The organism is Streptomyces sp. NPDC059696 (assembly GCF_042733745.1).
In the GTDB taxonomy this organism is placed as follows: Bacteria; Actinomycetota; Actinomycetes; order Streptomycetales; family Streptomycetaceae; genus Streptomyces.
Genome location: NZ_JBHWFG010000017.1, coordinates 76,030 through 88,933, shown reverse-complemented (window position 1 = coordinate 88,933; position 12,904 = coordinate 76,030). Strand labels below are relative to the sequence as shown.

Annotated in this window: 13 protein-coding genes, 1 pseudogene and 1 riboswitch; of the genes and pseudogenes, 7 read left to right on the top strand and 7 right to left on the bottom strand. The window is 69.3% G+C overall.

The genetic code is table 11. The features are described 5' to 3' along the window. Window positions 1-93: 93 nt before the first annotated feature. The 3 genes from ACFV20_RS20335 (at window position 94) to ACFV20_RS20325 (ending at window position 2,483) form a co-directional block, all read left to right on the top strand. Window positions 94-501, top strand: coding sequence for a VOC family protein (locus tag ACFV20_RS20335; protein ID WP_385658402.1), 408 nt, complete (start codon window positions 94-96; stop codon window positions 499-501). A gap of 24 nt (window positions 502-525) precedes the next feature. Beyond that, on the top strand, window positions 526-1,647 hold the full coding sequence (locus ACFV20_RS20330; protein WP_385658401.1) for an LOG family protein: 1,122 nt from the start codon (window positions 526-528) through the stop codon (window positions 1,645-1,647). A gap of 155 nt (window positions 1,648-1,802) precedes the next feature. Continuing rightward, on the top strand, window positions 1,803-2,483 hold the full coding sequence (locus ACFV20_RS20325) for an LAETG motif-containing sortase-dependent surface protein (RefSeq protein ID WP_385658503.1): 681 nt from the start codon (window positions 1,803-1,805) through the stop codon (window positions 2,481-2,483). A gap of 80 nt (window positions 2,484-2,563) precedes the next feature. Here the strand turns inward: ACFV20_RS20325 and ACFV20_RS20320 are convergent, their stop codons facing one another. The 4 genes from ACFV20_RS20320 to rlmN form a co-directional block, all read right to left on the bottom strand. Then, window positions 2,564-3,583, bottom strand: coding sequence for an ABC transporter ATP-binding protein (locus ACFV20_RS20320; RefSeq protein WP_385658399.1), 1,020 nt, complete (start codon window positions 3,581-3,583; stop codon window positions 2,564-2,566). Beyond that, the gene (locus ACFV20_RS20315) at window positions 3,584-5,185 is read right to left on the bottom strand and encodes an ABC transporter permease (protein WP_385658502.1); all 1,602 of its coding nucleotides are present in this window, start codon (window positions 5,183-5,185) and stop codon (window positions 3,584-3,586) included. A gap of 38 nt (window positions 5,186-5,223) precedes the next feature. Then, complete coding sequence (locus tag ACFV20_RS20310) at window positions 5,224-6,288, bottom strand: thiamine ABC transporter substrate binding subunit (RefSeq protein WP_385658501.1); 1,065 nt, start codon at window positions 6,286-6,288, stop codon at window positions 5,224-5,226. Window positions 6,289-6,382: 94 nt separating this feature from the next. Continuing rightward, window positions 6,383-6,489: riboswitch (TPP riboswitch) on the bottom strand. A gap of 52 nt (window positions 6,490-6,541) precedes the next feature. Next, the gene (gene rlmN, locus ACFV20_RS20305) at window positions 6,542-7,648 is read right to left on the bottom strand and encodes a 23S rRNA (adenine(2503)-C(2))-methyltransferase RlmN (protein WP_385658397.1); all 1,107 of its coding nucleotides are present in this window, start codon (window positions 7,646-7,648) and stop codon (window positions 6,542-6,544) included. A 372-nt stretch (window positions 7,649-8,020) separates the two neighbouring features. Between rlmN and ACFV20_RS20300 the strand changes: the two are divergent. The 4 genes and pseudogenes from ACFV20_RS20300 to ACFV20_RS20285 all read left to right on the top strand — a co-directional run. Beyond that, window positions 8,021-8,439, top strand: a pseudogene (locus tag ACFV20_RS20300) (transposase); the annotation flags it as partial. A gap of 155 nt (window positions 8,440-8,594) precedes the next feature. Further along, window positions 8,595-9,359 carry a PLAT/LH2 domain-containing protein gene (locus ACFV20_RS20295; RefSeq protein ID WP_385658395.1) on the top strand — a complete coding sequence of 255 codons (765 nt, stop codon included), beginning with the start codon at window positions 8,595-8,597 and terminating at the stop codon, window positions 9,357-9,359. A gap of 670 nt (window positions 9,360-10,029) precedes the next feature. After that, entirely contained in the window at window positions 10,030-10,221 is a 192-nt protein-coding gene (locus tag ACFV20_RS20290; protein ID WP_385658394.1) for a hypothetical protein, read from the top strand. A gap of 82 nt (window positions 10,222-10,303) precedes the next feature. Then, window positions 10,304-10,486, top strand: coding sequence for a hypothetical protein (locus ACFV20_RS20285; RefSeq protein ID WP_385658392.1), 183 nt, complete (start codon window positions 10,304-10,306; stop codon window positions 10,484-10,486). 27 nt (window positions 10,487-10,513) lie between these two features. Here ACFV20_RS20285 and ACFV20_RS20280 read toward each other — a convergent pair whose 3' ends face one another. From ACFV20_RS20280 to frr, 3 genes are all read right to left on the bottom strand, one after another. After that, window positions 10,514-10,963, bottom strand: a complete 450-nt coding sequence (locus ACFV20_RS20280; protein WP_385658390.1) for an SRPBCC family protein — start codon at window positions 10,961-10,963, stop codon at window positions 10,514-10,516. Between the two features lie 124 nt (window positions 10,964-11,087). Next, window positions 11,088-12,215, bottom strand: coding sequence for a phosphatidate cytidylyltransferase (locus ACFV20_RS20275; protein WP_385658388.1), 1,128 nt, complete (start codon window positions 12,213-12,215; stop codon window positions 11,088-11,090). After that, on the bottom strand, window positions 12,215-12,772 hold the full coding sequence (gene frr, locus ACFV20_RS20270) for a ribosome recycling factor (protein WP_053668722.1): 558 nt from the start codon (window positions 12,770-12,772) through the stop codon (window positions 12,215-12,217). Before frr ends, ACFV20_RS20275 begins: the two co-directional genes overlap by 1 nt. Between the last annotated feature and the right edge of the window lie 132 nt (window positions 12,773-12,904).

Below are 12,904 nucleotides of genomic sequence, written 5' to 3'. Positions count from 1 at the left end.
CGTACGAGAAAAATCTCCGTACGGCGATGAGTTCCGGACCGGCCCCCGGTCCATCCCCGCGTAACGACACGGACTGGATGGGAGCGACCTCACATGTACCAGCAGATGATCTTCGTGAACCTGCACACCAACGACCTCGGCGCCTCGAAGCAGTTCTTCACGCGGCTGGGCTTCGCGATCAACGAGCAGTTCAGCGACGACTCCACCGCCTCGGTCGTGATCAGCGACACCATCGTGGTCATGGTGCACACCAGCGAGAAGTACCTCCAGTTCACCAAGAAGGAGATCGCTGACTCGACGAAGACCAGCGAGGTGCTGCTCGCGCTGAGCGCCGAGAGCCGGGAGAAGGTCGACGAGCTGGTCGACAAGGCGGTCGCGGCGGGCGGTTCCGTCTCGGGCGAGACCCAGGACCACGGTTTCATGTACGGCCGCGCCTTCGACGACCCGGACGGCCACACCTTCGAGGTCGTGTGGATGGACCCCGCGGCCGTCCAGGGCTGAGGTGCGCTGTGCCAGCATGGGCGGGTGCAGACGATGCCCGCCCATGCGGCCCACCATGACGACCGTGAGATAGAGACCCTCGAGGAGTTCGACGCGACCGTCTCGGCGCGCGGCACCCTCGCCGGGTACCGCGTCCAGGCCGTCGACCTGACGGACCGTACGCGCGAGCTGCTCACCACGGACACCGCGGGCGCGGTCTTCCTCGGCTGCGCGATGCGCGAGGACGCGGACGCGAAGGTCCGGGCCGAAGGCGCCCTGGTCTTCCCGCCGGTCCCGGGTCTGCCGTTCGACCCCTACCGCGGTCTGGTCTACTCCCCGGACGAACTCTTCGCGTCGCTGGCCGACGGCTACGAGGCCACGCCCGACGCCCTCGCCTACGCCTGGTTCCAGCGCACCAAGGCGGACCGCGACATCTACGCGTCCATGCTGCGCGCGGTCCACGACGACTCCGTCTCGGACGCGCTCGACGAACTGCTGTCCGGGGCCCGGGTGGTGGGCGTCATGGGCGGCCACGCGATGGCCCGGGGCACCGAGGAGTACGCCGGTGCCGCACGGCTCGGCAGGGAACTGACCCGCGCCGGTTTCACGGTCGCCACCGGCGGCGGCCCGGGTGCCATGGAGGCGGCGAACCTCGGCGCCCACGCCGCCCCCTTCGACGACGAGATGCTCACCGAGTCCCTCGAACTGCTCGGCAAGGCACCGCACTTCACACCGTCGATCACCCAGTGGGCGTCGGCCGCCTTCGAGATACGCGCCCGTTGGCCCCAGGGCGGCCGCTCGGTGGGCATCCCGACCTGGTTCTACGGCCACGAGCCGCCCAACGCCTTCGCGTCCCACATCGCCAAGTACTTCGCCAACGCCACCCGCGAGGACGGCCTGCTGGCCCGGTCCACCGCGGGTGTGGTGTTCCTGCCGGGCGCCGCCGGGACCCTGCAGGAGATCTTCGACAACGCGACGCCCAACTACTACGAGTCGCGCGGCGAACCGACGCCGATGGTGCTGGTGAACCGTACGCACTGGACGGAGCGGCTGCCCGCGTGGCCGCTGCTCCGGTCGCTGGCCGCGGGGCGCTCGATGGAGCAGCGGATCGCGCTCGTGGAGCGGATCGAGGAGGCGCCCGAGGCGTTGAAACGTCTCGGCGGTTAATAAGAAGGCAAAGCAACTGCTTGCAGCCTGCATATGCGTTGACACTACTTATGCAGCGCTTATAGACCTGTGAGCCTCACGGTAGTGCTGATGTCCGGTCAGCACGGCCGCAGCCCCCCGCTTCAGCAATCCTGCAAAGGACAAACGTGACAGTTCTGTCCGTATCCCGCCGCGCGCGTACCGTGCGCATCCTCGGTGTCGTCGCCGCCTCGGCCGCGCTCGCGCTCGGCACCGCCGGCAACGCACTCGCCTGCGACATCAGCGAGTTCTCCGCCGAGGCGAAGTGTGACGGCGACAAGGGCGTCATCACCGTCACCGACGTCGACCCCGCCGGCATCCCGGCGACGGTCACCGTGTACCTGGAGAACAACGGCGCCGACGTGAAGAAGGTCGGCGAGCAGGTGGTCAAGGGCTCGCGCGAGGGCACCACCATCACCTTCGCCGACGACTGGAAGCCGAACGCCGAGTACCGCATCCACGTCAAGGCCGCCAAGTACGTCGACGAGGACATCAAGCCGAACCTCGTCACCCCGGCCACGGCCTGCAAGAAGGAGGAGGAGCCCCCGGCTTCGACTCCCCCGGCGACCCCGACCCCGTCGGCGTCCCCGTCGAAGCCGGCCGAGGAGAGCGAGAGCCCCGCTCCGGAGCCGTCGGAGAGCCAGAGCTCCTCGCCCGCGGGCAACGCGCCCGCCCCGGCCGGTGACTCCAACCTCGCCGAGACCGGTGCCGACTCCAACACCGGCCTCATCGCCGGGATCGCGGCGGCCCTGGTCGTCGTCGGCGGCGGTGCGGTGTTCTTCGGCATGCGCCGCCGCGGAGCGAACAGCGACAGCTGACGTCCGCACACCTCGTGACGTGGCCCGTCCCCCCACCGGGGGGCGGGTCACGTCCCGTGTGCACCGCAGGCCGCGGACGATCAGCCGAGCACCACGACGTCCGCCGCGTCGAACTCCACGCCGACCTCGTCCCCGACCTCGGGTGCCGCCCGCAGCGCACACGCCGCCTCCAGCCGCGGGGCGTCCTGCGACTGCAGACGGACGGCGACGTGGGTGCCCTTGAAGGTGCGTGCGGTCACCGTGCAGCGCAGGCCCGACTCGGCGGGCACCAGCCGCACCCCGGCAGGCCGCACCAGCAGCGTGCGGGTGCCCTGCGAAGCGCCCTCCGGCACCGGCACCTTGCCCCAGGGCGTGTCCGCCGCCTCCGCTCCGACGGTCGCCTCGACCACGTTCTCGAAGCCCAGGAAACGCGCGACGAAGGCGTCGGCGGGCCGCTGCCACACCTCGAGAGGCGTGCCGGACTGGGCGATCCGCCCGTCCCGCATCACCACGACCCGGTCGGCCAGCGCGAAGGCCTCCCCCTGGTCGTGCGTCACGGCGAGCACGGTCGTACCCAACCGGCCGAACAGTTCCTTCAGTTCGACGACCAGCCGCTCCCTCAGTGACCGGTCGAGCTGGCCCAGCGGCTCGTCCAGCATCAGCAGCCGCGGGCTCGGCGCGAGGGCCCGGGCCAGCGCCACCCGCTGCTGCTCCCCGCCGGACAGTGAGGCGACGGCCCGGCGGCCCGCATCCGGCAGCCCCACGAGGTCCAGCAACTCCTGGACTCGTTCGGGCCGTTGCGGTCTCGGCTCGCCGCGCATCCGCAGCCCGAACGCCACGTTGCCCGCCACGTCCCGCTGCGGGAACAGCTGATGATCCTGGAACATCAGCCCGACGCCCCGCCGGTGCGCGGGCACGCCCGCCTGGTCACGCCCGTCGAGCACCACCCGGCCGGCGTCGAGCGGCTGCAACCCGGCCACCGCCCGCAGCAGCGTCGACTTGCCGCTGCCGCTCGGCCCGAGCACACACACGATCTCGTGCTCGGCGACCTCCAGATCGACGGCGTCCAGCACGGCACGCCCGCCGAAACGGACCGTCGCACCCTCCAGGCTCAGCAGCATCTAGAACTCCCCGGTCTGGTCCGTCCGCAGCCTCTCCAGCACCAGCAGGGCCACCGCGCACACCACCATCAGCATCGTCGAAAGGGCCATCGCCTGCCCGTAGTTCAGGTCACCGGGCCGGCCCAGCAGCCGGGCCACCGCCACCGGCAGCGTCGGCCGGTCGGGCCGCGCGATGAACACCGTCGCGCCGAACTCCCCGAGGGACACCGCGAAGGCGAACCCGGCCGCGATCAGCAGCGCCCGCCGCACCATCGGCAGGTCCACCTCCCGCCACACCCGCCAGGGCGAGGCCCCGAGCACCGAGGCCGCCTCCCGCAGCCGCACGTCCACCGCCCGCAGTACGGGCAGCATGGTCCGCACCACGAACGGCACCCCGACCAGCGCCTGCGCGAGCGGCACCAGGATCCAGGAGGACCTCAGATCCAGCGGCGGCTCGTCGAGGGAGATCAGGAAGCCGAAACCGACGGTCACCGCGGACACCCCGAGCGGCAGCATCAGCAGCGCGTCGAAGCCGCGCACGAACCGCCCGGCGTCCCGCCGGGTGAGCGCGACCGCGGCGAGCCCGCCGATCACCACGGCGATGAGCGTGGCGGCGACGGCGTACGACAGGGAGTTGCCGATCGCCTCGATCGGCGGGACCAGGAACACTCCCCCGTCCTGCCGGGTCAGGGCCCGGTAGTAGCCGAAGGCCGGGGCGTCCAGCGACCGCTGCACCAGCACGGCCAGGGGCAGCACCAGCAGCAGGGCGACGGTGACGAGCACCCCGCCGAGCAGCGCCCACTGCCCCGCGCCGCGCGGCCGGCGCACGGTCATGGACGCGTCCACCAGCCGCAGCGCGGTCTCCCGCCGCCGTACGGTCCAGGCGTGCACGACGAGGATCGCGCCCACCGCGACGAACTGGACGAGGGTCAGCACGGCCGCCGTCGACAGGTCGAAGATCTCCGACGTCTGCCGGTAGATCTCCACCTCCAGGGTGGAGAAGGTGGGCCCGCCGAGGATCTGCACGACACCGAACGAGGTGAAGGTGAACAGGAAGACCATCAGCGCGGCGGCGGCCACGGCCGGGGCGAGCGCGGGCAGGGTGACCCGACGCCAGGCCCGCAGCGGGGACGCCCCGAGCATCCGGGCGGCCTCCTCCTGCCGCGGGTCGAGCTGCGCCCAGAGCCCGCCGACGGTCCGGACGACGACCGCGTAGTTGAAGAAGACGTGCGCGAGCAGGATCGCCCACACGGTGGTGTCCAGCCGTACGCCCCACAGCTCGTCGAGCAGCCCGCCCCGCCCGACGAGCGCCAGGAACGCCGTGCCGACGACGACCGTCGGCAGCACGAACGGGACGGTCACGACCGCACGCAGGACCTGTTTGCCGGGGAAGTCGAAGCGCGCGAAGACGTACGCGCCGGGCAGCGCGACGAGCAGGGTCAACACCGTGGAGACCAGCGCCTGCCAGGTGGTGAACCACAGCACGTGCCGGACGTCGGACTGGGCGAGCACCTCCCCGATCCGCCCGAGGTGCCAGACCCCGTCGGCTTTCAGACCGCGCGCGACGATCGCGGCGACGGGGTAGGCGAAGAAGACGGCGAAGAACGCGACGGGCACGGCCAGCAGACCGAGCCGCGCCGCGCTCCCGCGCCGGGTGCGGGCTACTTCAGTACGAGTGACGTCCACGACTTGACCCACTGGTCGCGATGGTCGGCGATCTTCGCCGGGTCCATGGTCTCCGGGTCCTTCGCCTGCGGCCCGTACTTCACGAACTCCGGCGGCACCTGGGCGCCCTCGGTCACCGGGTAGACGAACATGTTGAGCGGCATGTCCTCCTGGAACGTCCTGCTGACCAGGAAGTCGAGGAAGGCCTTGCCGCCCTCGCTGTTCCTGGCGCCGGCCAGCAGCCCCGCGTACTCGACCTGCCGGAAGCAGGTGCCCTCGGCGACACCGGTCGGGGCGGTGCTCGGCTTCGGGTCGGCGTAGACGACCTCGGCGGGCGGCGAGGAGGCGTACGACACGACGAGCGGCCGGTCGCCCTTGGCCTTCCTGCCACTGGCCGAGCCGGAGAACTCCTGGTTGTAGGCCTGCTCCCAGCCGTCGACGACCTTCACGCCGTTGGCCTTGAGCTTCTTCCAGTAGCCCGCCCAGCTGTCGTCTCCGTACGCGGCGGCCGTGCCGAGCAGGAAGCCGAGCCCGGGCGAGGAGGCGGAGGCGTTCTCGGTGACGAGCAGGTTCTTGTACTGCGGCTTCACCAGATCGTCGAAGGTGCGCGGCGGCTGCAGCTTGTGGTCGGCGAAGTACTTCTTGTCGTAGTTGACGCAGATGTCGCCGGTGTCGACGGGCGTGACGCGGTGCTTGTCCTGGTCGACGCGGTACTCGGGCTCGACCCGCTCGGATCCCTTCGCCTCGTACGACTGGAACAGGCCGTTGTCGAGGGCGCGGGACAGCAGGGTGTTGTCGACGCCGAAGAGGACATCGCCCTGCGGGTTGTCCTTGGTCAGGATGGCCTTGTTCACGGCCTGGCCGGCGTCACCGTCCTTCAGGACGTTCACCTTGTAGCCGGACTGCTTCTCGAAGGCGGCGATGACGTCCTCGGACGCGGCCCACGAGTCGTGGCTGACGAGGGTCACGGTCTTGGGGTCGCCGGACCCCTGACCGCCGTCGGACGACCCGCAGGCGGCGAGCGTGCCGACCAGGCCGAGCCCGACGACCGCCGCCGTCATCCGCTTCTTGTTGTTGCTCACTGGATTCCTCCTGGAGGACCAGGAGAAGACGCGGCCCTGCCCGGGACTCCGGGTCCCGGGCAGGGCGCAACAGCTCGAGTGGTGACCGATCTCCCTACCCAGAATGACCTGGGCCAGGTTCGGAGGGTCTGCGGCCGTGTGCCGCACTCTCAGCGCTGTGGCGCTCCCCTGTCGGAATATGCAGGTGTGATGGTGAAGGTGCCTCTGTGAAGCTGTACTGACGACGGTCAGACTACCGTTCGGTGGCGGCGAGCTGACCACACGCCCCGTCGATCTCCTGACCTCGGGTGTCCCGGATCGTCACCGGCACACCATGGGCGGCGATGGCCTCCACGAACGCCTTCTCGTCCTCGGGCCGCGAGGCGGTCCACTTCGAGCCGGGCGTCGGGTTGAGCGGGATGAGGTTGACGTGCACGGGCTTGCCCTTGAGCAGCCGCCCGAGCCGGTCACCGCGCCAAGCCTGGTCGTTGATGTCCCGGATCAGCGCGTACTCGATGGACAGCCGGCGCCCGGACTTGGCGCTGTACTCGAACCCGGCGTCGAGCACCTCGCGCACCTTCCACCGGGTGTTCACCGGCACGAGGGTGTCGCGCAGCTCGTCGTCGGGGGCGTGCAGGGAGATCGCGAGCCGGCACTTGAAGCCCTCGTCGGCGAACCGGTGGATGGCCGGGACGAGTCCGACAGTGGAGACGGTGATGCCCCGCTGGGACAGGCCGAGGCCGTCGGGCTCGGGGTCGGTGAGGCGCCGGATGGACCCGATGACCCGGTTGTAGTTCGCGAGGGGCTCGCCCATGCCCATGAAGACGATGTTGCTGAGCCGGGCCGGTCCGCCGGGGACCTCCCCGTCCCGCAGGGCCCGCATGCCGTCGACGATCTGGTGCACGATCTCGGCGGTGGACAGATTGCGGTCCAGTCCCGCCTGCCCCGTCGCACAGAACGGGCAGTTCATGCCGCAGCCGGCCTGCGAGCTGATGCACATGGTCACCCGGTCCGGGTAGCGCATCAGCACGGACTCGACGAGCGTCCCGTCGAACAGCCGCCACAGGGTCTTGCGCGTCGTGCCCTGGTCGGTCGACAGATGCCGTACGACGGTCATCAGCTCGGGCAGCAGCGCTTCCTGCAGCTTGCTGCGGGCACCGGCGGGGATGTCCGTCCACTGCTCCGGATCGTGCGCGTACCGCGCGAAGTAGTGCTGCGAGAGCTGCTTGGCACGAAACGGCTTCTCCCCGACGGCCGCGACGGCCTCCTTGCGCTCGGCAGGAGTGAGATCGGCAAGATGCCGCGGCGGCTTCTTGGCTCCGCGGGGGGCGACGAAAGTGAGTTCTCCGGGCTTAGGCATGGCCGTACCAGTGTCGCAGATCGATTCACGTGGCCTGCGGCCGAAGGGTCGCAGGGGGGTCGTTGACCGTCGTCATCTGTCGTCGTTGGCCACCCTCGGACGGCCCACAGACGGCCCGGCTCGGGGGTCACCCTGCGGCTATCGATAGCAGCAGGGGCCGCTAACGATAGCGGCAGTGATAGCGGCCAGAACCGCTAGTGACCAGCCTGTTAGCGAATAGCGGCCCGTCTGGGCAGGTCCTAGAATCGCGCCGTACAGCGACTCTGAGAGGGGCCCGGCCGGACCGCGTCGGGCCGCGTCGGGCCGCGTCGGGCCGATGCGGGTACGGGCGAGTGGGAGCTCCCTCACGCTCTGGTGGTGGGGTGTGCCCTCATGGCTGAGCGGCTGGTCGACGACATCTTCACCGCGCTCGACGAGCAGACGGTCGTCGTCCCGGGCACCGGCACCCTCGATGTGATCGTCCCGTCGCTGGCGAAGTCGCTGGCCGCCGTCCATGAACTCCCACCTGGCCTCCTACGCGGGCCTCGAAGCAGTCCGGCACGTCGATCCACGGCGAACACGCCCCCAAAGGCGGAAACCGGCAACTGAAACGGGCGATGTTCCTCTCCGCGTTCGCAGCCGTGCACGATCCCGCATCCCGCACCTACTACGACCGCTGCCGAGCCTTCGGCAAAACCCACACCCAGGCCCTCCTCCGCCTCGCCCGCCACCGCATCAGCGTCCTGTTCGCCATGCTCCGCGACGGAACCTTCTACGAGCCAAAGCGCCCTCGCTTGACGAAGAACTATTAGGGATAGACCGTAATCGACTACTCCACTTGCGGAAACCTCACAGCAGCAAGTGACGTAGTCGAGAATCACCAGACGAGAAAATATACGACTCCCCACGGGTTGCGATCAGCACGCCCGAAGGAGCATTTTTCCAATGGTCGGCAACTGGGGGGTGTATGACCGACTACCGCATCGTCGTCCATACGGCTGACATCGATGGGGCCGGAACAGATGCCAACGTGTACCTCACCCTGTTCGGGAGTGCTGGCAGCAGCGGCGAAGTCCAGATCGACTCACCCGCAGACGATTTCGAGCGAGGAAGCGTGTGCATCCGCTCATTTACCTTCCCGGAACTTGGATCGCTGGAGTCACTCCACGTTCGACACGACAACAGCGGCAGTCTTCCGGGATGGTTCCTGGACCGCATCGAAGTGACCAACGAGTCGGATGGTTCGGAGTGGTCATTCGAGTGCAACAGGTGGCTTTCCGAGACAGATGACGACGGCCGAATTGATCGGCGACTGAAGGCAACTCAAATAGATAGGTGGGGGAGAATGCCTGTCATTGTAGACAAGTACATCACCGTCGCAGAATGGAACACCGACGTCGACACCAACGTGAACCTCAAGAATGGCGACTGGGTCGACATCAGCGCAAGCGGCAGCATCTGGGCTGGCGTGTGGTTCACGGGCGAAAACGGCCCCAACGGCTGGACCGGATGGAGCGCCAGCAACGACAGTCCCCTTCCCGGTGCGGCGCCATTCAGTCTGCTCGGAAAGACGGCCGAGGACGGCTACTTCTTCATCGGCTCCTCCCTGCGGCGCCCCTATCGCAATGAGAGCCTTGGCCCGGGTGAAACGCGCCTGGCTCTACGCATCAACGACAACAAGCCCGGAAACGGGTCTGGCGCCTTCTCGGTGAGGATCCAGATCTGGCGCTGACGGGAACCTGCGTCAGCAAAGAAGCCTCACCATCACTCTGCTGAACGCCGTGACTGTGCCGCGGCCCAGTCCACCTGAGTTAGACCGATCTCGCGTGCCGACACGGCCCAGGGACGGCCCAGGGACGGCCCAGCAACAAGGGACAGGCCCTTCACCGTCGACAAACGTGCAGGTGGGGGGCCCGTCCAGGTCTTGCGCCTACGAGTTCTCCGGGCTTCGGCATAACCCTCCCTGTCGCAGATCAACTGCGGGTTCCCGGGCGGGAGTGGGGTGGGGGCGATCACCTGTGGGTGCCTGCTGTCAGTGCGGGCCGGCCCCGGACGGCTCAGAGGCGGCCCCGCTCCCATCACCTGATGGTTCCCCGCCACCCGTCCAGCCGGACCCTGACCTGGTGGTTGCGGTCGTTGTGCCGGGAGACCTCACCGCTGACCGGCTCTCCGAGCGCCGGTAGTGCCATGCCCGACGGCATGCGCGTGATCTCTGCCCAGCACTACGGCGTCCGGCGCACGGCCCACCCGTGCAAACCCCGAAAGGCCGGTGCCCGACAACTTCTCCGCTGACCTTGCTCCCCACCGGCGGAGCCCCAACAGCCACCACCCAGCCCGCCCGCTCACGCGGCCGTCTTGAGCTGGCAGGATGGGGCGGTCCATCACAGGAAGCGGGGGCGGGCATGGTCGTGCTCATACTGTCGGTTGTCGTACTGCTCCTCATCGGCGGCTGTGTGTGCGTGTACTGGTCAGCCCGGGGCGACGCCCCGCGCTGGGCGCGGGGGGTGGCCAAGGTGACGTTGCTCGGCAGTGAGATCGCCCGCAGTGCGAGCCGGAGTTCCCGCTCGCGGCAGAGCGACGGGGACGACGACTAGCGGTCCCTGCGCAGCCCAGGGCCGCCGGGCCCGGCCGCGCGGAACCGGGTGTTCCCCCGGAGGGAAGGGGCACGCGCGAGCCATGACCTCCTTCTTCGTGGCGCACGCGGCCCATGCGGCCCACTCGGCCCCTGTCCAGCTCGCAGAGAGATGGCAAGGCCCCCCGTGGTTCAAGTGGGCCTTCCTCGGGGTGTGGGCCCTCTGCGGTGTGTTCGTCCTGTTCAAGCTGCGCCAGAACGGCTGGAAGTTCCCCCGGCGGCGTTGAGCCGAGCCACCCGGGGGTCCGGACCCGCTACTCGGCCGTGTGCTCCAGGTGGTCCTTGAGGAGCTGCTCGTTGCGTGGGAGCTCCTTGCGGACCTGGGGGCGCACGACCAGCGGGACCAGGACCTTGCCCATGCCGTGGCCCTCGAAGTCGATGTCGATCGTGACGTGCGAGCGGCGGCCCTCGTCGTAGGGCTCGACCTCGCCGTGGACCTGTGCCCGGACCGGGCCGTCGACGCCGCGCATGCCCCAGCTGTGCGGCGGGTCGTACTCGGTGACCTCCATGGTCATCGGCATGACACGGCGGCCGACGTGCCGGGTCACCCGGACCTTGCTGCCGATGCCGACGGGCCCCTCGTCCAGGCGCTCCGCGGACACCGCGCTCAACTGCCACTCCGGCATGTGGCCGGCGTCCATGACGTACTGGTAGACCTCCTCGGGACGGCGATCCACGTCGATGCTCTCTCGAATGATGGCCATGATGGCCTCCTTTGGGAGGTACACCTGAATCGTCCCACTGCAGGCCCTCGAGCGTCTCCCCGAGACAGCGGTGAGCCCCTGCCCGGCCGGGCAGGGGCTCACCGACAAGCCGGTCGGCGCGGGCTCAGCCGGATCCCACGAACAGCACGAGCAGCAGCCACACCACCGGAGCCGTGGGCAGCAGCGAGTCGAGCCGGTCCATGATGCCGCCGTGGCCGGGCAGCAGCGTGCCCATGTCCTTGATGCCGAGGTCCCGCTTGATCATGGACTCGCCGAGGTCGCCCAGCGTGGCGGTGACGGCGACCGCGAGGCCCAGCACCAGGCCCTGCCACCAGGCGCCGTCGTCGATGAGGAACTGCATGCACAGCGCCCCCGCGACCATGGCGAAGGACACCGCGCCGAGCAGGCCCTCGCGGGTCTTGCCGGGGCTGATGCGCGGGGCGAGCTTGTGCCGGCCGAACCGCCAGCCGACGGCGTACGCGCCGGTGTCGCTGACGACCGTCAGCAGCAGGAAGGTGAGCACCCGCTGCGGCCCGTCGTCCGCGGTCAGCATCATCGCGACGAAGGTCGCCAGGAACGGCACGTAGAACGCCGCGAAGACGCCGGCCGTGACGTCCCTGAGGTAGCCCTCGGGCGGTTCGGTCATGCGCCAGACGAGCACCGCCAGTGCCGTGAGCGCCATCGCGACCCACGCGCCCTCGGCACCCCGGACGTACCCGGTGACGACCATCGCGGCACCACCGAGCGCGAGCGGTACGAGCGGCGCCCGGATGCCCTTGCGTTCCTCAAGGCGCTTGGTCAGCTCCCACAGGCCCACCACCACGGCCACCGCGACGACACCGACGAACACGGCCTTGACGACGAACAGCGACGCGACGATCACCACACCGAGCCCGACACCGACCCCTATCGCGGCACTCAGGTCGCGACCCGCGCTCTTCTTCGGCGGCTTGGGGGCCGGCTGCGAGGCGTCGGGCATGGGCTCCGGATTCGTGTCGTTTCGGACCGGGGTGCCGCTCATCCGAGCAACCCCCCGGTCGTCATCCTGGTTTCCGCCGAATTCGGTCACGTCGGGCACGATGGGCATGGGGCGAGTCTGAGGCGCTTCATACGCATCGTATGCGGGACCCGCCGGAGCGGCCCCCTGGACGTGCCCCTGGCCGGTGCCCTGGATGTGCCCGTGACCATGCCCTTGGTCGGTGGGCCCCCAGTACCCGGCCTGTGGCGGCGCCCCCCAGGAAGAGTCGTTCATCAGACCTCGAGCAGCTCCGCTTCCTTGTGCTTCAGGAGCTCGTCCACCTGCGCGACGTACTTCGCGGTGGTGTCGTCGAGCTCCTTCTCCGCACGGCGGCCCTCGTCCTCGCCGACCTCGCCGTCCTTGATCAGCTTGTCGATGGCTTCCTTGGCCTTGCGGCGCACGGAGCGGATCGAGATCTTCGCGTCCTCGCCCTTGCCCTTGGCGACCTTGATGTACTCGCGGCGGCGCTCCTCGGTCAGCTCGGGGAACACCACCCGGATGATGTTGCCGTCGTTGCTCGGGTTGACGCCCAGGTCGGAGTCACGGATCGCCTGCTCGATGTTCCGCAGCGCGGTCTTGTCGAACGGGGTCACCACGGCCATGCGCGGCTCGGGCACGGAGAACGAGGCCAGCTGGTTGATCGGCGTCGGCGCGCCGTAGTACTCGGCCACGATCTTGTTGAACATCGCCGGGTGCGCACGGCCGGTGCGGATCGCGGCGAAGTCCTCCTTGGCGACCACGACGGCCTTCTCCATCTTCTCCTCGGCCTCGAGGAGGGTCTCTTCGATCACCACTTGCTCCTGCGTGTGAGTAGGCCCGGCTGCGGTTCCATGAGGGGCGGCGGCCGGCTGCGTCGCGTCTTCTTCCTGCACGGTTCCCGACCGGCGGGACATTGTCCATCCCCCGGCCCGGCTCCGTCCCGT